This is a genomic window from Larkinella insperata (assembly GCF_026248825.1).
Taxonomy (GTDB): Bacteria; Bacteroidota; Bacteroidia; order Cytophagales; family Spirosomataceae; genus Larkinella; species Larkinella insperata.
Window position 1 is genome coordinate 3,378,494 of the sequence record NZ_CP110973.1, and the last position, 18,674, is coordinate 3,397,167.

Sequence of the window (18,674 nt, forward strand, 5' to 3'; positions counted from 1 at the left end):
GAGTAGCTTTTTTACGGGAACGGGTCCAGTTAGTTTTTGCGATATTGCTCAATAATCTTGTACAATGCCTTCTGTTTTTCCAGTTCCGGGAAAAAGTCGAACAACTGGGCGTGCTGGTCGTAATTGAGTGTCAGGGCGGCTTCCAGGCTGACAAGTGCTTCGCGGTATTGGCCCGCGTGAATGAGGTAAATCACCGCGCGGTAGTACAGGTCGGCTTCCTGCGGCAGTTCCTCGATGCCCATTTCAATGATCTCGTGCGCCCGGGAAAAATCACCCTGATCGAACATTACCAGCGACCATTGCAGGTAGATATCGATGTTGGCCGGGTCGGCTTCAACGGCTTTTTCAAACGCTTCGATGCTCGACACGCCGTTGCCCAGTTTATACTCGGTTTCGGCTAACGCCAGCCAGTATTCGGCGTTTTTCTCGTTTAGTTTAACCGCTTTCCGCAGAAACGGAATGGATTCGTGCCACTTGCCCAATTCGCTCAGGCAAACGCCAATGCCGTAATAGCCTTCGTCCCACAGATTATCCAGCCGAACGGCGTCGCGGTAGCGTGTGATGGCTTCACCGTACCGGTTTTGTTTCTCCAGACTGGCCCCCAGGTAACAATAGGTTTCGGCGGTGGCTTCTTCGTACTTCAACGTGTTGCGGTAGGCTTCCTCGGCCTTGACAAACTCGTTGAGGTTCATGTACGTATTGCCCAGGTTGAAATACGCCGACGCGAAATCTTCCTTGATGATCGTCGCGTAGTCGTAGGCTTCGGCCGCTTCCTTGTACCGACCGAGCTTGCTGTAGGCAATGCCGATGTTGTACCAGGCGTTGTGCGAATACGGGTCGCGGTCGATCAGTTGCTGGTAATAATCCAGGCTGTTTTCCAGTTCCCCCATCAGATCCAGGCAGAACGCCAGTTCGTAAAGGGAGTTTTCGTTGTTGATGTTGTGGTGAATCGACGCCTTGTATTTCTCAATGGCCTCTTCGTATTTGCCCCAGTTCTGGTAGGTCTGTCCAAGCTGAAAATAGATGTCGTCTTTCTCGTCGGCGGTTTCCAGCAGGTCGGTCAGGATCTCGATGGATTGTTCATAATTACCGGCTAGGTTACTGATGGTTCCCTGCATGTATTGAATATCCACATCACTGGGGTTGTAGAGAGCGGCTTTATCGAGAAGGCTCAGGGCCTGTTCAAACTTCCCGTTGGTCGCCAGCAACTGGGCTTTGTCCAACATTAACTCCAGGGAGTAAGGGAAGTTTCCGAGACCGGCGTCGCAGGCCATCATGGCTTTTTCCAGATCGCCTTCTTCCATGTAATGCTCGACCATTTGCTCGTAAACATCCAGGTCGAAAAATTGGGTTTCAGTACCTCCCAGCATACTTTCAAACCGCTGTATAGAGGCTTTTATTTCGCTTTCTCTTTCCTCAAACTCTTGCTCCATATTCACATCGTTACAGGGGTTACGTATATCCTATACACCACTCTTGTGCGTGGAAATGTAGTAGAAATATACAACTAATATTCTATTTCGCAACCATTCCGGCGAAAAATGTAGCCACTGGCTGTGGCGCTTTTCCGGCAGGAATTGGCGGTCAGGTTTTTACCAAAAAAGCTCGGCAGATTACCCCTTGTTCTGTTTGAAGAACATACAAATCCGCTGAATCGTTTCGTCAATGTTTCGATAACGGAAGGGCAGGGTGGCTTCAATCTTCCGGCCATCGAACTGGTAGAGGCCCGAAGCCGAGCGGGCCGTTTCGCGGGTGATGAGGGGGGGCTTGCCCGTAAACCAGGAGCGGACGGCTTCGAGTGGCCACAACAGTTGCGTCAGTTTCGGCGGGATGCGGTATTGAGGCCTTTTTTTACCCAGCGCGTCCGCCAGCTTATCCAGGAAGGTTTTGTAGGGCAGGGGTGTGGCCGCCAAGATGAACCGTTCGGCGGTGATTGGGCTCTGCATCAGTTGAAAAACCGCTTCAGCCACATCCCGAACATCGACCAGGTTGACAATACCGGCCGGATAAAACGGTTTTTCGTCGAAGGCGTATTTAAACAGTTGCGTGCTGCTGCGGGTCCAGTCGCCCTCACCCAACACCAGCGAGGGGTTGACAATCACGGCATCCAGCCCCTCAGCCGTGCCCCGCCAGACTTCCAGTTCGGCCCGGTATTTGGTCTGCCCGTAAAACGAATTTTGCGGTGACTCCTCCCAGCGCTGCTCCTCGTCGATAACAACGGTTTTATCCGCATTCCCTTTGATGGTTGGCCGGCCAATGGCCGCTACCGAGCTGACGTAGCCCAGCTTCCGGACTCCCTTCGCCAGGCAGACGTTGACCACGTTGGCCGTCCCTTCCACGTTGACTTTATCCATGCGGGCGCGGTCTTTAGGCTGGTAGGAAATCATGGCCGCTACGTGAATCACATCCACGGTGCCGCTGGCCTGGACGGCTTGCACGGCTTCTTCCAGCGCCGGAATGTCGAGAATATCGCCTTCGAGCCAGGTAATCCGGTCCTGAATGTCGGCTAGCAGGTGCAGATCGCTGCCGGTTCGCCGGAGGGCGGCCACGTTCCGGCCCGCGTCGAGATACCGCCGAACAATGTGGCTACCGATCAGGCCATTGGCGCCGGTAATGAGCGTAATGTCAGGTTGTGAGGGAGTCATTCAGTGATTCAGCCCAGTTCAGGAAATTATTCGTGGTTTCCTTGTTGTTATCCATAACCGGCCCGTTGTTCAGCGTTTGCTTTGAACGAACCCTATCATCCAATTTGTAAACATAACAACGTTTGCCGCCGATTTGCTAATTTCGCGCCAAAATTAGGTTTTGGGTTCAAGGTTCAGACACGGGTCAACCGCCGTTCTGGCCCCGGCTCACGTGTCAGAACCATCAATCGCAAACCGTAAACCGAAGCACATGTCACTAGAAAATCCGCAACGCTATACCGTCACGGCGGCCCTGATTTACGCCAACGGTCCGATCCACATCGGACACATCGCCGGTTGTTACCTGCCCGCCGATATTTACGTGCGGTACCTCCGGGCAACGGGCAAGGATGTAGCCTTCATCAGCGGTACCGACGAACACGGCGTTCCAATCACCATCCGCGCTCAGAAAGAAGGCATTACCCCGCAGGAGGTCGTGGATAAATACTACGTCCAGATCAAGCGGTCGTTCGAGGAGTTCGGGATTTCGTTTGATATCTATTCGCGCACGTCCAAACCGATTCACCACGAAACGTCGCGGGAATTTTTTCTGAATCTGTACAACTCCGGCAACTTTACCGAGGAAATCACCGAGCAGTACTACGACGAAACCGCCAAACAATTTCTGGCCGACCGGTATATCATCGGCGTCTGCCCGGTCTGCGGCAACGAAAACGCGTACGGCGATCAGTGCGAACGCTGCGGCTCAACGCTCAGCCCGACGGAATTGAAAGAACCGTTGCGCTCGATGCTCTCCGGCTCCAAACCCGTGCTGAAAGCAACCAAAAACTGGTATTTGCCCCTCGACCGGATGCAGCCGCGCATTGAAGAATACGTCAACAGCCACCCGGAATGGAAAACCAACGTGATGGGCCAGTGCCAGTCGTGGCTGAAGGAGGGACTGAGGCCCCGCGCCATGACCCGCGACCTCGACTGGGGTATTAAAGTGCCGCTGCCCGACACGGAAGGCAAGGTGCTGTACGTCTGGTTCGACGCGCCGATCGGGTATATTTCGATGACGAAGGAGTGGGCCGAGCAGCAGGGCCGCGACTGGGAACTGTACTGGCGCGACAAAGACACCAAGCTGGTGCACTTCATCGGGAAAGACAACATCGTGTTCCACTGCATCATTTTCCCGGCGATGCTGATGCACGAAAATAACTATATCCTGGCCGATAACATACCTGCCAACGAGTTCATGAACCTGGAAGGCGACAAAATTTCGACCTCGCGGAACTGGGCGGTCTGGCTGCACGAGTACTTGGACGAGCTACCGGGCAAGCAGGACGTGCTGCGCTACGTGCTGGCGGCCAATGCCCCCGAGACCAAGGACAGCGAGTTTACCTGGAAGGATTTTCAGACCCGCAACAACAGCGAACTGGTGGGGGTGTTTGGCAATTTTGTGAACCGGGCGATGGTGCTCACCCAGAAGTTCTGCGAAGGCAAGGTGCCCCCCAGAGGGCCGCTGACGGAAGTCGATCAGGCCGTGCTGGACGAGTTGGCGCAGTTTCCCGACCGCATCGGGCAGGCCATCGAACAATACCGTTTCCGCGAAGCCCTGGCGCATTTGCTGGATCTGGCGCGGCTGGGCAACAAGTACCTGGCCGAAACCGAACCGTGGAAAGTGGCCAAAACCGACCAGCTCCGCGTCAATACGATTCTGAACCTGGCCTTGCAGATTTCGGCTAACCTTAGCATCGTTTGCGAACCGTTCATGCCGTTTACCGCGGAAAAACTGCGCAACCTGCTGAATGCCGCCAACATAACGCGGGAAGATGCTACCGGTACGGCCTTCCACTGGATCAACGCGGGGAAATCGGATTTGCTGCCTGCCGGACACGAGTTGGGCGAAGCCGTCTTGCTGTTCGAGAAGCTGGAAGACGAGGTGATCAATGGACAAATCGCTAAACTGCACGAAGCCAAACGCATGAACGAACTGGCCGTTAAAACCGTACCGGAAGCCAAACCGGTGATTCAATACGACGATTTTGCCAAAATGGACATCCGGATCGGCACCATCCTGGAAGCCGAGCGTGTGCCGAAGAGTGACAAACTTCTGAAACTAAAAGTGGACGACGGCACCGGCCAGCGCCAGATTCTGAGCGGAATTGCCAAGCATTTCGAACCCGAGAAGCTGATCGGTACGCAGGTAACGTTCCTGGCGAACCTGGCCCCCCGCAAGATGATGGGCCTCGAATCGCAGGGTATGATCCTGATGGCCGAAGACCGCGACGGCAGTCTGGCGCTTATCAGCCCCGACAAAGCCGTCTGGAACGGTGGAACAGTTAGCTGATGCTCCATTAGTTATAAACAAAAAAAGGAGGCCACGGCCTCCTTTTTTTGTACCAGAACGCTTTAAATCTTGACGGCCTGCCGCGCCAGCAGTTTCCAGTCACCTTTCTGCTTTACCCAGACCATCAGAACCGCCAGCTTGGCCGTTCCCGGAACGCCTTTGTTGTTGGTGTTGCCCGCCAGCTTGTGCCGCACCCAGGCGGTGTTGTCGACTACCGTAACGGTTTGGTCGGTTAAGTCGATGGACGTGAAATCCGACTCTCCGCTCACCAGCGCTTTGATGAAAGCGGCTTTGTCTTCCAGCAGACCGTTTGAATGGCCGTAGGTCAGTTGGTCGGTGGTCAGCGCTTCGAGGGCGGATTTGTCGGCGTCAATGATGGCTTTCCGCAGCTTTTCAACGGCCTGCTCCACGGCTTGCTTTTCATCTTTGGTGGGGTTGGTTGCCAGCACGTTTCCCGCAACAAACAACAGCATCAACAGGCATTTCAGGGTTTTCATGGATAATCAGATTTGAGTTTTAAGAAAGAAATGAGCGGTAAGACAAAAGAGGTGAGACCCGACTCTTTTTTCTCTTGTCTTACCACTTTTGTCTAGAATTAATTGGCCCCCAGCAAGACGTACGTTTTACCGGGTTCGGTTTTCAGATCATACAGCCAGACGCCGTTGGCGGGCGTTTCCGGCGAGTTGGTTTGGTACTGGTTTTCCGGTTGCTGGTAGAAGGAATTCGGATTCTTGCCGCTGGCGGTTTGCAGCCGGGTTTTGCCGTCGCCTTTCAGTGCGTTCGCCACCCGTAACCGGCAGTTGCCGCCCAACGCTGAGCGAACGGCCACGCGGGTTAGTTTTCCGGCTTTCCAGCTCATGTCCAGTTCGTAACCGCCCCGCGCTTTGAGTCCTTTCACCTCGCCGTCGGCCCAGGCGTCGGGCCGGGCGGGCAGCAGGTTCAGCAGACCGTCGTGGCTTTGCAGCAGCATTTCGCCGATGCCCGATGTGCCGCCAAAATTTCCGTCGATCTGGAACGGCGGGTGGGCGCAGAACAGGTTCGGATAGGTGCCGCCCCCCTTGGCGTAATCGGTGCCTTCCATACCCGTCAGTTTCAACAGTTCGCGCAGGAGTTTATAGGCGTGGTTGCCGTCGTGAAGCCGGGCCCAGAAGTTGATTTTCCAGGATTTGCTCCAGCCGGTGCCGCCATCGCCCCGGATTTCGAGCGTTTTTCGGGCGGCTTCGGCCAATTTGGGCGTCGTCAGGGGCGAAACTTCCCGGCCCGGATGCAGCACGTAAAGGTGCGACACGTGGCGGTGTTGCGGGTCTTCGTCCTGCCAGTCTTTGTACCACTCCTGCAGATTGCCCTGTTTACCGATCTGCAACGGAAACAACTGGCGTTTTTTCTCCGCAACGGTTTTCCGGAAATCGGCGTCGATGCCCAACTGTTCGGATGCCTGAATGACGTTCGAGAACACATCCCAGATGAGCCCCAGGTCCATCGTAGTCGCAACGGAGACGGATTGCTTGACGCCCTGTTCGGTGATAAAAATATTTTCGGGCGAGGTGGCCGGGGCGGTAACCAGACGGCCCTGTTTGTCGGGCACCAGCCAGTCGAGGCAGAACTGAGCCGCGTCTTTCATGAGCGGATAAGCGTATTCGCGCAGGTATTTTTTGTCACCCGTAAACAGGTAATGATCGTACAAATGCTGGCACAGCCAGGGCCCGCCCATCGCCCAATTGGCCCATGACGGACTACCTTTCCCCTTGTCTCCCACGGGGTTGGAGGTGCCCCAGAGGTCGGAGTTGTGGTGAATGGTCCAGCCGCGGGCGTTGTAGAAGTTTTTCGTTGTTTCGCGACCCGTTGCCGCCATGTAGCTGATCCAGTCGAGCAGGGGCGTGTGCAGTTCCGACAAGTTGACCATTTCCGCCGGCCAGTAGTTCATCTCGGTGTTGATGTTGGTCGTGTAGTTGCTGCTCCAGGGCGGGCGGACCATCGGGTTCCAGAGGCCCTGCAAATTGGCCGGAATACCGCCGGGCCGGGAACTGGAAATGAGCAGATACCGTCCGAATTGGAAATACAGCGATTCGAGTTCCGGGTCGGCAGCTCCCTCGGCGTACCGTTGCAGACGCTCGTCCATTGGCAGATTAACCGGCGATGCGTTGCTTAGGGTGAACGAGGTTCGGTTGAAATACCGTTGGTAATCCGCGATGTGATCCCGGCGCAGGACGTCAACGGTTTTGGCAACGGCTTTTTTCAGGTAACCGTCGGCCAGTTGTTTTTCGTTGCGGCCCTCGCGGTCGGGGCATTTGTCAAAACCGTTGAAACTGGTGGCCGCCGTTAGCAGCAAAACCGCTTCGGTTGCGTTCTGAATCCGGATTCCGGCGGTATCAGCCGAAACCGTGCCGTCGGTCGAGCGGACTTTCACGCGCCAGTCGAACCGCATCCCCCGGCAACCTTCGGCGTCGTCGTAAAAAACCGGTTTGGGGTTGTAATTCACGTAATTCGGGTCGGCGTGGGCGGGGGCTTTACCGCGAATCACCAGTTCATCGCGGCCTGTTACGGTTTTCGTAATCGGGTGAACGCTCTGGGCGGCTGCCGTCACGTTCAGCGTGCCTTTTTTGTCGGCCGTTAGCCGAAGCACAATCACCTGATCGGGCGCAGACGCGAAAATTTCCCGGGTATACGTAACGCCATCGGCCCGGAAGCGGGTGGTCGAGGTCGCGCTGGTAATGTTCAGATCGCGGTAATACTCCGTCGGCGGACCGGAAAGGGTTTGTTTCAGCCGCAGATCGCCCAGGGGCTGGTAGGCTTCCGTGTACAGACCCTGCAGGTTTTGCGTCAACTTCTCGGCTGCGTTGTAATCTTCGCGGAAGAGAGCTTCCCGGATTTCGGGCAGGTATTTGGCCACGCCGGGGTTCGGATTGCGGTTGACCGGCCCACCCGACCAGAGCGATGATTCGTTTAATTGAATCAGCTCGTCGGTTGCCCGGCCAAATACCATTGCCCCCAGCCGCCCGTTGCCGACGGGCAGGGCTTCGTTCCAGTTGCGGGCGGGTTGCCGGTACCAGATAGCCGACGGCTTTTGCGCCGAAACAGAATGCGTAACCAGCCAGAACAAACCCGCCCAGACGGCTTTTGGGAGAAACGGACGGGATTTTCGCGAACAGAACATAAGAAAGTGCATGGTTTTAAAAGCGACTCGGCCAAAAAAGTTACTCTAAGTTGCGCGGGCTCCGTGTCAGGCCTTGTTGTACACTTTCAACACCGGCTCGCGCAGTATTTTCCCGGGGCCAAAGGTCACGAAATTGACCAGCTCGGCAATGTCTTCGGGCTTCACCCATTTGTCCGGGTCCGCGTCGGGCATGGCTTCCCGGTTGGTGGGGGTATCGATCGTGCTCGGCACCAGGACGGTCGATACAATATTCTTGTCTTTTCCGGCGGCATTGAGAATTTCGGACAACTGAATCACCAGCGCTTTGGACAGGGCGTAGGCTACCATGTGCTGCCCGGCCGACGGTACTAACGCGGGCCGAGCCCCCACCAGCACCAGCCGCCCCCCGTCGGGTTGCTGACTCATCTGCTCAAACACCGGTCGGACGACCTGATAGGTCGTCTGGAAGTTCAGGCGGTACATCTTGTCAACGGCGGCAAAATCCGTCTCGCTGAGCGAACCCATCGCGAAGCCGCCCACCAGTAACACAGCCGCATCGATTTTGCCGTACTCGGTCACGACCTGCTGCACCAGTGCCTGACAGCCCGCTTCGTCGGTCAGGTCGAGTTCGTGGGTAAACAAATTGGGTTGGGCATCCAGTTTATGGCCGCCGGGCTCGAGGGTTGCCACAACGGTATAGCCACTTTTGAGTAGATTCTGGGTAATGGAGCGGCCTAAGCCACCGGCCCCGCCGGTCAATAAAACGGTAGACATGCGATCGTGATCAGGGTGAAAATTCAAAGTAAGGAAGGGAACAAACCTATTCCAAAAAAAACAGGATTGAAATAGCGGGAGGAAATGATGCGTTAGGGTATTAAAAAAGGGTGAACCGAAATTCACCCTTTTTGGCTAAAAAATCCACGGAATAAGGCCTTACTGAGTAATAAGAGAGGGAAGTTGGGCTTCGAAGAGGGCCGTAAATTGCTGAGCCGTTAGAATATGCCCCTGTTTCTGCGCGTTATTGGCCACGTTGTAGCCCCAGGTAGCAGCCGCCATGCGTTGCGTGGGGGTTCCGTGGTGACCGTCGCTGGTAAATCCGCAGTCGCCGATGTTGTAAAACACCTGAAGAAACTGTTGAACGCGCTTCCACTGCATAGACGCTCCGCGGGCGTGTGAGAGGTAATAAGCCGAATACGCATCCGCCATCAATTCCGTCCGGCGGGTTTCTTCCGGGCTGGCTTCGCTACCAAACAAACCCAGCTGGAATTGAATATGATGCCCGAATTCGTGCGCCAGAATAGCCGGAACGGCCACATCACCGTAGCCGATGGCGGTATAGGCAGCCATGATGCCGTCACCCATCACAATCTTGTCAGGAATCAGGCCAACGCCGGGTAGCTCGAACGACGGCTGGGCAAAGGCGTTGAAGGTGAAAATGGGGTGGTTGCCGTTTCGGTATTGCGGAATATAAGTAAGAACCTCGATGACCAAATCGGCATAAGCGCCCGCCAGCGCCGGCGACAGACCGAAAACCACAGTATACGTCTTGATGAGTTTGGCCCGGTCGCTCAGCATACTTCCGTGCATGGCCACTAACTCGATCTTACCGGAATTAATGTTCCAGAACCGTTTCAGGTCCTTGAAGGTTTTTGTCAGTTTTTGCGTGTACTCTCCCTGGACGCCAAACGTCTGGTTGGCAGAACTGTTCTCAAAAACCAGGGCGTAATAAGTAGGCAGATCGAGCATCCCCAGTTCATAGGCGTAAAGGATCGTTTCACTATCCCAGTCGGCCAGTTGCTCATCCAGCCACAGGTTAATTTTCGTATTGGCATCACAGGGCGTGGCTTCAATGGCTCCCAACGCCCGGGCAACCAATTCCCGGTACTGCGGGTGCAGGTCCACTTTGTCCGAAAGGGACGGAATAGGCTTTAGTTTCCCTCCGTAGCTGGCGGGCAAGGATGCCTTCAACTTGGTAAGTTTGGCTTTCAGCGCGGCCGTTGGCGGAGCGGCTTGCCGGGCAGAAGAGTGGATTTGCTGCGGGACGGTCAAGGTGTCGGTCTCACAAGCGGTAACCAGAAAAACAAGCAGGGCAACAAGAGGGGTTAACAGGTTAACGTTTTTCATAAAGAGAGATAAGAAGTTTGCCGGGTAAGATAGAAGATTATTGTCTGGTAAAAAGGTTTAGGGCAAACTTTTTATCTATTTTCTAATTCTAACCCATTTCTCAGTAGGGTTTAAGTGGCTGGGAGCAGACCGTGAATTCTGGAGAATAAGGATAGTTTCCAGAGCGGACGGTCGGCCTGGTTTCAAAAGATGGATCACTAACTTTTGGCTAACTGTCATTGGAAGAGAGAAGTGCCTTATTGTCTGTTATTTAGAGGGCCGGGGTCAGCGTCGGGGTGTAGTTATTGAAACGGTTATCGCGGACGAAGCCAAGCAACGTTATTCCGGCTTCCTTCGCCAGATCGACCGCCAGACTCGACGGTGCGCCCACAGCCGCCAGCAGGGGGACCCCTGCCATCCAGCATTTCTGCACCAGTTCGAACGCAACCCGCCCGCTGACCAGAACTCCGTACTGGCTCAACGGCAACCAGCCCTGCCAGAAAGCCGCACCGATGAGTTTGTCCAGCGCGTTGTGCCGCCCGATGTCCTCCCGAACCAGCATCAGTTGCCCGGCTTCATCGAAGAGAGCCGCTGCGTGCAGACCGCCCGTGTAGGCGAAAGTTCGCTGCGTTTCCCGCAGCTTATCGGGCAAACCGTGGATGATTTCTGCATCAATATGAAAGCGGGACGACAGGCGGGCGTGGCAAACGGTTTGGACCGCTTCAATGGAGGCTTTGCCACAAATTCCGCAGCTGGATGCCGTATAGCTGTGCCGTTCAAGCCGTTGCCAGTCGACCTCAACGTCCGGTTGCAGTTCTACCCGCAAAACGTTGCCCTTTTTCTCGGCATTCGAAACGCAGTGACGGACGGAAATGAGCTGCGACGGGTGGTGAATAATATTTTCGGTGAACAGAAAACCCAGCGCCAGCTCTTCGTCGTGCCCGGGCGTCCGCATGGTGACGGCTACGCTGCGTTGCTGGCGGTCGCCGAGCGGACCGAAGCCAAGCCGGATTTCCAGCGGTTCTTCCACGGCCAGCAAATCGCTGTGTTCCTGAGGCTCATGCGATTGAATAATCTTCTGAATGGTTACGGGGGCGACGGTCAGCATAAAAATTTCTTACTATTTATTCAAATAACTCAATTTTGCAAAAAGGGTTCAAATGCGTCAGAATGCCATTTTTTCGCAATTTCTGGGTGAAGCAGACGGATGCGAAGTTTATTTTTCAGACTTTAGATAGGACAGTGCATGAAAGTCAGCCTGTCATTCACTTTTATCTTTGGGTATAAATTAGCTAAATCTTCTTTTAGAGAAGAGTGTAAACTCTGAAGATTCAATCGCGTCGGCGTTCCGACATCAATTCGATATGCTCAGTACGAACAACACACGGCAGGCGAACGAGTTTCGTCATGTAAGTTACTTGTGGGATGAAGCCAAAGCCGCCCAACTGGCCGGTGACGAAGTGGCCCTCCTCATTTATCGTTCTAACCTTCTAGGTGCCGATCTCCGGCTGACCAACTACGGCGGAGGAAACACGTCCTGCAAAACCATGGCGAAAGATCCGCTGACGGGCAAAGAAACCGAAGTGATGTGGATCAAAGGATCCGGGGGCGACCTGGGAACGATGAAACGGAGCGGGTTGGCCGCCCTGTACGTCGACCGGCTGCGGAGTTTGAAAAACATCTACCGGGGTATCGAATTTGAAGATGAGATGGTCGAGTTGTTCAACCACTGCATTTTCGATTTGTCGTCCAAAGCCCCGTCGATTGACACGCCCCTGCACGGCTTTCTGCCGTTTGCGCACATCGACCACCTGCACCCGGATGCGGCCATTGCCATTGCTGCGGCCAAAGACGGCAAAAAAATCACGCAGGACTTATTTAACGGTACCATCGGCTGGGTCGACTGGCAGCGTCCCGGTTTCGATCTGGGGCTGAAGCTGGCCGAATGTCTGGAGCAGAATCCGGGCATCCGGGGCATCATGCTGGGTTCGCACGGGTTGTTTACCTGGGGGGACACGGCGTACGAAAGCTACATCAATACGCTGGAAGTGATCGAGCGCTGCGCCGAATACCTGGAAGAAAACTACGGTAAAAACCGCCCGGTTTTCGGTGGGGCCAAATTGCAAAGCCTTGAAAAAGAAGCCCGTCTGAAACAAGCCTCAACGCTGGCTCCGGTGCTGCGGGGTTTCTGCTCGAATAAAACATCGATGATCGGCCATTTTACGGACGATGAGCGCGTGCTGGAATTCATCAACTCGAACGACCTGGAGCGCCTGGCTCCCCTGGGAACGTCTTGCCCCGACCACTTCCTGCGGACCAAAATCAGCCCGCTCGTACTCGATCTGCAACCGGACGAAGACGTAACCAACACGGCAGCCATTCAGGAGAGACTAACTCCGGCGTACGAAGCCTACCGGACCATGTACGAAGACTATTACGAAACCTGCAAGCACCCGAACAGCCCGGCGATCCGCGACAAAAATCCGGTCGTGATTCTGTGGCCGGGCGTGGGCATGTTTGCCTTTGCCAAAGATAAGCAGACGGCGCGGGTGGCGGCTGAGTTTTACACCAACGCCATCAACGTAATGAAGGGGGCCGAAGCCATTTCGGAGTATACTTCACTGCCGCGTCAGGAAGCCTTTGACATTGAATACTGGCTGCTGGAAGAAGCGAAATTGCAGCGGATGCCGAAACCAAAGCCGTTGTCGGGCAAAATTGCGCTCGTAACCGGCAGCGCGGGCGGGATTGGTAAAGCCATTGCCAAGAAATTTGTCGCCGAAGGGGCGGTGGTTGTCATCAACGACAACGACCCTGAGCGGCTGAAAGGAGCCGATGAAGAATTCCGCCAGCAGTACGGACGGGATACCCACACGGCGGCTACCCTGGATGTGACGAGTGCCGAAACGATCAGCAAGGCGTTTGACGCGGCTGCGCTCACCTTCGGCGGGGTTGATATTGTGGTTAACTGCGCGGGTCTGTCGATCTCAAAACCGATTGAGGAACATACCGAAAAAGACTGGGATTTGCTATACGACGTTCTGGTTAAGGGGCAGTTCCTGGTGACGCAGAAGGGCGTTGAAATCATGCGCAAGCAGAAACTCGGTGGTGATGTCATCAACATTGCGAGCAAAAACGGCCTGGTTTCCGGTCCTAACAACGCCGGGTACGGTTCGGCCAAAGCCGCTCAACTGCACCTGAGCCGACTCAATGCCGCCGAACTGGGCAAAGACCATATTCGGGTCAACGTGGTGAATCCGGATGCGGTCATCTCCGACAGTAAAATCTGGGCGGGAGCCTGGGCGGAAGGCCGGGCCAAAGCCTACGGGGTGACCGTGGAAGAATTGCCGGCTTATTACGCCAAACGCACGTTGTTGAACGAAATTATTCTGCCGGACGACATTGCCAATGCCTGTTTTGCCTTCGTGGGCGGTTTGCTAGGCAAATCCACCGGCAACGTCCTGAACGTCGACGGCGGTGTTGCGATGGCGTTTGTAAGATAAAATTCAGTTGTTTCGCGGAGTTAGGCAGAACCTCCGCTTGACTCCGCGAAACAACTTACCTAAACCCCTAACCTGCTATGCAGCTCGAAGCTTATCAGATTGCGGATCATAACAACAAGCTCCAGGAAGCACACCAGCGCAAGCTTTCCTACTGGACGGATGAAATCGCCAACGCGGAAACCGTTATCCAGAAACTGATTGATTTTCAGATTGCGATTCCGAGTTGGGCGCTGGGCACGGGCGGGACGCGTTTCGGCCGGTTTCCGGGTGGGGGAGAGCCGCGTTCGCTGGAAGAAAAGATCTCGGATGTGGGGCTGCTGCACGCCCTGAACCAATCGAGCGGGGCCATCTCGCTGCACATTCCTTGGGATATTCCCAAAGACGGTGAAGCCATCAAAAGCCTGGCCGCCAGCTACGGGTTGCGGTTTGATGCGATGAATTCCAACACCTTTCAGGATCAGCCCGACCAGCCGCTGAGTTACAAGTTTGGCTCGCTGCAACACGTTGATCGGGCGGTACGGCAACAGGCCATCGAGCATAACATTGAGGTGATTAAACACGGGGTGGCGCTGGGGTCAAATTCGTTAACGGTTTGGCTGTCAGATGGCTCGTGTTTTCCCGGGCAGTTGAATTTCCGGAGAGCGTTTGAACGCACGCTGGAGAGTTTGGAGGAAATCTACGCGGCTTTGCCCGACGATGGCGGGACCGCCCCGTGGAAAATGTTTGTGGAATACAAAGCCTTCGAACCCAACTTTTACTCGATGACCGTGGGCGACTGGGGTTCATCGCTGCTGTTTGCCAACAAACTGGGGCCCAAAGCGTATACGCTGGTTGACCTGGGTCACCACCTGCCGAATGCCAACATTGAGCAGATTGTCGCGTTGCTGCTGATGGAAGGCAAGCTGGGCGGCTTTCACTTCAACGATTCTAAATACGGCGATGACGATCTGACCGTCGGCAGCATCCGGCCCTACCAGCTTTTCCTGATCTTCAACGAGCTGATTGACGGCATGGACCGCAAGGGCATGAACCACGCAACGGACCTGGGCTGGATGATCGACGCGAGCCACAACGTCAAAGATCCGCTGGAAGATTTGTTGCAATCCGTCGAAGCCATCCAACTGGCCTATGCACAGGCGTTGCTGGTGGACCGTGCCGCCCTGGAAGAAGCCCGGGAGGCCAACGATGTGGTGCGGGCGCAGGAGATTCTGCAGGAAGCTTTCCGGACGGATGTTCGCCCGCTGGTGGCCGAAGCCCGTCGGCGGGCCGGTGGCGCCCTGCAGCCGCTGACGCTGTTCCGTCAGTTAAACATCCGCCAGCAACTCATCGGCGAACGAGGACATAAAACCATCGCAACAGGATTATAAATTGTGAATGAGTGAATGAGCGAATAACCGGGCCGCCGGCGCAGCGAATAGCGGCCGCTATAAAAAGCATGATCTTCGATCCTATTCACTCATTTGCTCATTCACTCATTCACTATGAAGACGCCAGTTATTGCCATTTTTGACATCGGGAAGACGAATAAGAAGCTGTTTCTGTTCAACGAGCGGTACGAGATCGTCTGGGAGCGATCGGAGCCGTTTACCGACATTGTGGATGAGGACGGCGATCCCTGCGAAGACCTGAACCGGCTAACCACCTGGGTGCAGACGCTGCTGCGGGAGGTCATGGAATTGCCCGAATTTGATATCAAAGCCCTGAACTTCTCGACCTACGGGGCCAGTTTTGTCTATCTGAGCGAAGAAAGCCGTCCAATCGGACACTTGTATAACTACCTGAAACCGTTCCCGGCGCCGGTTCGGAAGAAGTTCTATAAAACGTACGGCGACGAAGCGACGCTGGCGATGGAAACCGCATCCCCGGCGCTCGACAGCCTGAATTCGGGCTTGATGCTCTACCGCATCAAGTACGACAAACCGAAATTATTCCGTAAAATCTGGTATTCGTTGCATCTGCCCCAGTACCTGAGTTTTCTGTTTACGGGGCAGGTACTGACGGATGTAACCAGCATTGGATGCCACACGATGCTGTGGGACTACACCAAAAACCAGTACCACGACTGGGTGATGAAGGAGAAGCTGGACAAACTTTTCGGGCCGATTTTTACGTCCGACAGCGTCTTGAACGCCATCTGGCTGAACCACCCGTTGAAGGTTGGGGTTGGGTTGCACGACAGCTCGGCGGCTCTGATACCGTATCTGGCTTCTTTTCAGGAACCGTTCGTGCTGATTTCAACCGGTACCTGGTCAATTAGCCTGAACCCGTTCAACACCATCCCGCTGACGGCCGAAGAATTGCAGTATGACTGCCTTTGTTATATGCACTACAAAGGGCAGCCCATCAAGGCGTCGCGGTTGTTTGCGGGGTACGAGCACGAACAGCAAACCAAGCGGCTGGCGGCTCACTTCGACACCGCCGATAATTACTACAAACAAGTCGATTACGACCCGGATCTGGTGCAGTACCTGCGGGATTCGCGGCCCAACGCCGACAACCGATTTGAGGAAGTGAAAGCCCCCCCGCTCCAGGAGTCGCTGTTCCGGCACCGCGATCTGTCGGTATTCCGCAGTTACGAAGAGGCTTACCACCAGTTGATGCTGGACATCGTGGCCCAGCAGTTGATTTCGACCAATCTGGTAATGGACAACTCGCCCGTCAAGCGCATTTTTGTCGACGGGGGCTTCAGCAAAAACCCGATCTACATGAATCTGCTGGCGGCTGCTTTTCCCCAAACGGAAGTATTTGCCGCTTCGATGGCGCAGGCCACCGCTCTGGGGGCGGCCCTGGCCATTCACCACCACTGGAATTCCAAACCACTCCCGGGCGATACCATCGAACTCAAGCATTACACGACCGCCGGCCGGTACGTCGTATAAATTATTTCAGTACAACAAGAAGCCGTACGCACAGAAGCTTGGTTTTGCTCTGTGCGTACGGCTTTTCTGTGCATCCTGACCGTTTATCCAGCCTATTGACCGCATCCTTAAAAAATGCAAAACTTTTTTTGTGAATATTTGGTTGATATATCAACGTAATATAAGTTTGTGACCATGATTGCGAAGGAAGAAAGTACCATAAAGGAAAAGATCTTTAGCCAAATGAGCCAGTTTGTGGTGTTTAACATCACGCACGTCTCGCACATATTTGCCAAGAAGACCAATCGTGACTTAGCCAAATCCGGAATTTCTCTGCAGTTGGAACAGCTTCCGGTCCTGTTCGTCGTCAGTTGTTCAACGGACGGTTCGCTATCGCAACAAGACATTGCCAATTTGCTTCAAAAAGATAAATCGGGCATACAACGCTCTATTCGCACGTTAGAGCGGGATGGTTACCTCCGGGTTACCCCTGACGTTACGGATCGGCGGAAGAATTTGATTCAGATGACACCGGCGGGCAAGACCATCATTAACAAGGTTATGGAGACAGCCAAACAACTGGATGAGGAAGTAACCAGCCAGCTTGAGCCCGAAGAGGTTGCTACGTTGCTCAAGTTACTGGGGAAAGTAACAGCCTTACTTGAGAACTGATTTTTATTTAGATACATAGTTGACATATCTACTGTTGACATATCCACAATTTAAGTTTTTCTTTTTTTAGTACAATTATGAAAAGGCTATTTAGTTTTGCTGCCTCCTTGCTGCTCACAGCCGCTGCTCCCGCCTGGGCGCAGACGGACTGGACGCTGAAAAAATGCATCGACTACGGGCTTCAGCACTTCGGGACTGTACGGATTGCTCAGTATCAGGTTGAAAATGCTAATCAGCAGGCTCGTCAGGCGCTGGGGCTCTACTTACCGCAGGTGTCGGGTTCGGCCACCTTCACCGACAACGTCAAGCTGCAAACGTCGATCATACCAGCGGGGCCGTTGACGCCGGAACCGATTCGGGTTGTTTTTGGGCAGAAGTACCAGAATAATGTTGTTGCTCAGGCGAGCCAGCCGATCTATGACCGTTCGCTTCTACTGGGTTTGAAAGCCGCCAAGCCTAATCAGCAACTGGCCGAGCTGAACACGCGCCAAACCCGGGAGGACGTTATTTATAACATCGCCAGTAACTACTACCAGGTTTTTATCAGCCAGCAGCAAATTGCGCTTTTAAAAGACAATCTAGAGCGGACCCAGCAGGTGCTGAACGTCCTGAAGCTGCAACGGGATAACGGCGTGATTCAACCCGTCGACTATACCAATACGGAGGTAAGCTTCAACAACACGCGCTCGCAGCTGACGCTGGCCGAAAATGACCTGAATCTGGCCCTGAACCGCCTGAAATACCAGATGGGTCTGTCGCAGGATCAATCCCTGACACTGTCGGACTCCTTGCTGATGAAAGTGGCACCGGCGTTTGAACAAAGCCAGTTTGATGCGAAGAACCTGGTTACTTTCCAGCAGGGCGAAAAAAACCTGGAATTACAGCGCCTGCAATTGCAACGCATACGGGCCGGTTACCTGCCAACCCTGAACTTCTCGGCGAATTACGGTACGCTCAACTTCGCCAATCAGTTTGAGAATGCGTTCAAGAACTTCCTTGGTTTTGGGAGTATCGGTTTGCGGTTGAACATCCCCATCTTCGACGGTTTCCAGCGGGATGCGCAGGTGCAGCAACAAAAATTAACCGTACTGACGCAGGAAGAACAGCAGCGTCTGAATACGGCGGCCTACCAGCTTCAGTTTAACAATGCGCAGTCGCAGATTCAGCGCGCGCAGGCCAACGTGCAGAACGACGATCGGAATGTGAAGCTCGCTCAGGAAGTATACAACATTACTACGTTGCAATATAAGCAGGGAACAAAACCGTTGACGGACCTGATCAACGCCGACAATTCGTACCGGCAGGCTCAGTCGAACTACATCAATTCGCTCATTAATTTTTACCAGGCCCGGCTTGATCTGGAACAATCACAGGGCACGTTGTTAACCTTTTATAATCAACTCTGATTTAATACACCATAAAGAGAATACA

At 54.3% G+C, this 18,674-nt stretch carries 13 protein-coding genes; 6 read left to right on the forward strand and 7 right to left on the reverse strand.

Translation table 11 applies throughout. From position 1 onward, the window contains the following. Positions 1 to 29: 29 nt before the first annotated feature. Together OQ371_RS13565 and OQ371_RS13570 are read right to left on the reverse strand one after the other, a co-directional pair. Positions 30 to 1,433: a tetratricopeptide repeat protein gene (locus OQ371_RS13565; RefSeq protein ID WP_265994307.1), complete on the reverse strand. Its 1,404-nt coding sequence runs from the start codon at positions 1,431 to 1,433 to the stop codon at positions 30 to 32. Between the two features lie 180 nt (positions 1,434 to 1,613). Then, positions 1,614 to 2,645: an SDR family NAD(P)-dependent oxidoreductase gene (locus tag OQ371_RS13570; protein ID WP_265988488.1), complete on the reverse strand. Its 1,032-nt coding sequence runs from the start codon at positions 2,643 to 2,645 to the stop codon at positions 1,614 to 1,616. Positions 2,646 to 2,895: 250 nt separating this feature from the next. Between OQ371_RS13570 and metG the strand changes: the two genes are divergently transcribed. Then, entirely contained in the window at positions 2,896 to 4,977 is a 2,082-nt protein-coding gene (gene metG, locus OQ371_RS13575) for a methionine--tRNA ligase (protein ID WP_265988489.1), read from the forward strand. 62 nt (positions 4,978 to 5,039) lie between these two features. Here the strand turns inward: metG and OQ371_RS13580 are convergent, their stop codons facing one another. The 5 genes from OQ371_RS13580 to fdhD form a co-directional block, all read right to left on the reverse strand. Then, entirely contained in the window at positions 5,040 to 5,474 is a 435-nt protein-coding gene (locus OQ371_RS13580) for a nuclear transport factor 2 family protein (protein WP_265988490.1), read from the reverse strand. A gap of 98 nt (positions 5,475 to 5,572) precedes the next feature. Further along, positions 5,573 to 8,131: a glycoside hydrolase family 95 protein gene (locus tag OQ371_RS13585; protein WP_265988491.1), complete on the reverse strand. Its 2,559-nt coding sequence runs from the start codon at positions 8,129 to 8,131 to the stop codon at positions 5,573 to 5,575. Positions 8,132 to 8,197: 66 nt separating this feature from the next. Further along, positions 8,198 to 8,884, reverse strand: coding sequence for an SDR family NAD(P)-dependent oxidoreductase (locus OQ371_RS13590; protein WP_265988493.1), 687 nt, complete (start codon positions 8,882 to 8,884; stop codon positions 8,198 to 8,200). Positions 8,885 to 9,043: 159 nt separating this feature from the next. Next, positions 9,044 to 10,234, reverse strand: a complete 1,191-nt coding sequence (locus OQ371_RS13595) for a M48 family metalloprotease (RefSeq protein ID WP_265988495.1) — start codon at positions 10,232 to 10,234, stop codon at positions 9,044 to 9,046. 250 nt (positions 10,235 to 10,484) lie between these two features. Then, the gene (gene fdhD / locus OQ371_RS13600) at positions 10,485 to 11,321 is read right to left on the reverse strand and encodes a formate dehydrogenase accessory sulfurtransferase FdhD (protein ID WP_265988497.1); all 837 of its coding nucleotides are present in this window, start codon (positions 11,319 to 11,321) and stop codon (positions 10,485 to 10,487) included. A gap of 256 nt (positions 11,322 to 11,577) precedes the next feature. On the opposite strand from fdhD, the gene OQ371_RS13605 reads away from it, so the two are divergent. The 5 genes from OQ371_RS13605 to OQ371_RS13625 all read left to right on the forward strand — a co-directional run bounded on the left by OQ371_RS13605 (position 11,578) and on the right by OQ371_RS13625 (position 18,649). Continuing rightward, positions 11,578 to 13,713: a bifunctional aldolase/short-chain dehydrogenase gene (locus OQ371_RS13605; protein WP_265988499.1), complete on the forward strand. Its 2,136-nt coding sequence runs from the start codon at positions 11,578 to 11,580 to the stop codon at positions 13,711 to 13,713. Between the two features lie 77 nt (positions 13,714 to 13,790). Next, positions 13,791 to 15,080: a sugar isomerase gene (locus tag OQ371_RS13610; RefSeq protein ID WP_265988501.1), complete on the forward strand. Its 1,290-nt coding sequence runs from the start codon at positions 13,791 to 13,793 to the stop codon at positions 15,078 to 15,080. A gap of 114 nt (positions 15,081 to 15,194) precedes the next feature. Continuing rightward, positions 15,195 to 16,592 (forward strand): FGGY-family carbohydrate kinase, encoded by a 1,398-nt coding sequence (locus OQ371_RS13615; protein ID WP_265988503.1) that lies wholly within the window; start codon positions 15,195 to 15,197, stop codon positions 16,590 to 16,592. A 174-nt stretch (positions 16,593 to 16,766) separates the two neighbouring features. Further along, the gene (locus tag OQ371_RS13620; RefSeq protein ID WP_265988504.1) at positions 16,767 to 17,243 is read left to right on the forward strand and encodes a MarR family winged helix-turn-helix transcriptional regulator; all 477 of its coding nucleotides are present in this window, start codon (positions 16,767 to 16,769) and stop codon (positions 17,241 to 17,243) included. A 77-nt stretch (positions 17,244 to 17,320) separates the two neighbouring features. Next, positions 17,321 to 18,649, forward strand: a complete 1,329-nt coding sequence (locus tag OQ371_RS13625; RefSeq protein WP_265988505.1) for a TolC family protein — start codon at positions 17,321 to 17,323, stop codon at positions 18,647 to 18,649. Positions 18,650 to 18,674 lie beyond the last annotated feature (25 nt).

Bases quoted from the DNA above. Each gene is read 5' to 3' on its own strand.
- OQ371_RS13625 (WP_265988505.1), top strand. From the start codon at position 17,321: ATGAAAAGGCTATTTAGTTTTGCTGCCTCCTTGCTGCTCACAGCCGCT.
- OQ371_RS13580 (WP_265988490.1), bottom strand. From the start codon at position 5,474: ATGAAAACCCTGAAATGCCTGTTGATGCTGTTGTTTGTTGCGGGAAAC.
- OQ371_RS13615 (WP_265988503.1), top strand. From the start codon at position 15,195: ATGAAGACGCCAGTTATTGCCATTTTTGACATCGGGAAGACGAATAAG.
- OQ371_RS13565 (WP_265994307.1), bottom strand. From the start codon at position 1,433: ATGGAGCAAGAGTTTGAGGAAAGAGAAAGCGAAATAAAAGCCTCTATA.
- OQ371_RS13620 (WP_265988504.1), top strand. From the start codon at position 16,767: ATGATTGCGAAGGAAGAAAGTACCATAAAGGAAAAGATCTTTAGCCAA.
- OQ371_RS13570 (WP_265988488.1), bottom strand. From the start codon at position 2,645: ATGACTCCCTCACAACCTGACATTACGCTCATTACCGGCGCCAATGGC.
- OQ371_RS13610 (WP_265988501.1), top strand. From the start codon at position 13,791: ATGCAGCTCGAAGCTTATCAGATTGCGGATCATAACAACAAGCTCCAG.
- OQ371_RS13590 (WP_265988493.1), bottom strand. From the start codon at position 8,884: ATGTCTACCGTTTTATTGACCGGCGGGGCCGGTGGCTTAGGCCGCTCC.
- fdhD (WP_265988497.1), bottom strand. From the start codon at position 11,321: ATGCTGACCGTCGCCCCCGTAACCATTCAGAAGATTATTCAATCGCAT.
- OQ371_RS13585 (WP_265988491.1), bottom strand. From the start codon at position 8,131: ATGTTCTGTTCGCGAAAATCCCGTCCGTTTCTCCCAAAAGCCGTCTGG.
- OQ371_RS13605 (WP_265988499.1), top strand. From the start codon at position 11,578: ATGCTCAGTACGAACAACACACGGCAGGCGAACGAGTTTCGTCATGTA.
- metG (WP_265988489.1), top strand. From the start codon at position 2,896: ATGTCACTAGAAAATCCGCAACGCTATACCGTCACGGCGGCCCTGATT.
- OQ371_RS13595 (WP_265988495.1), bottom strand. From the start codon at position 10,234: ATGAAAAACGTTAACCTGTTAACCCCTCTTGTTGCCCTGCTTGTTTTT.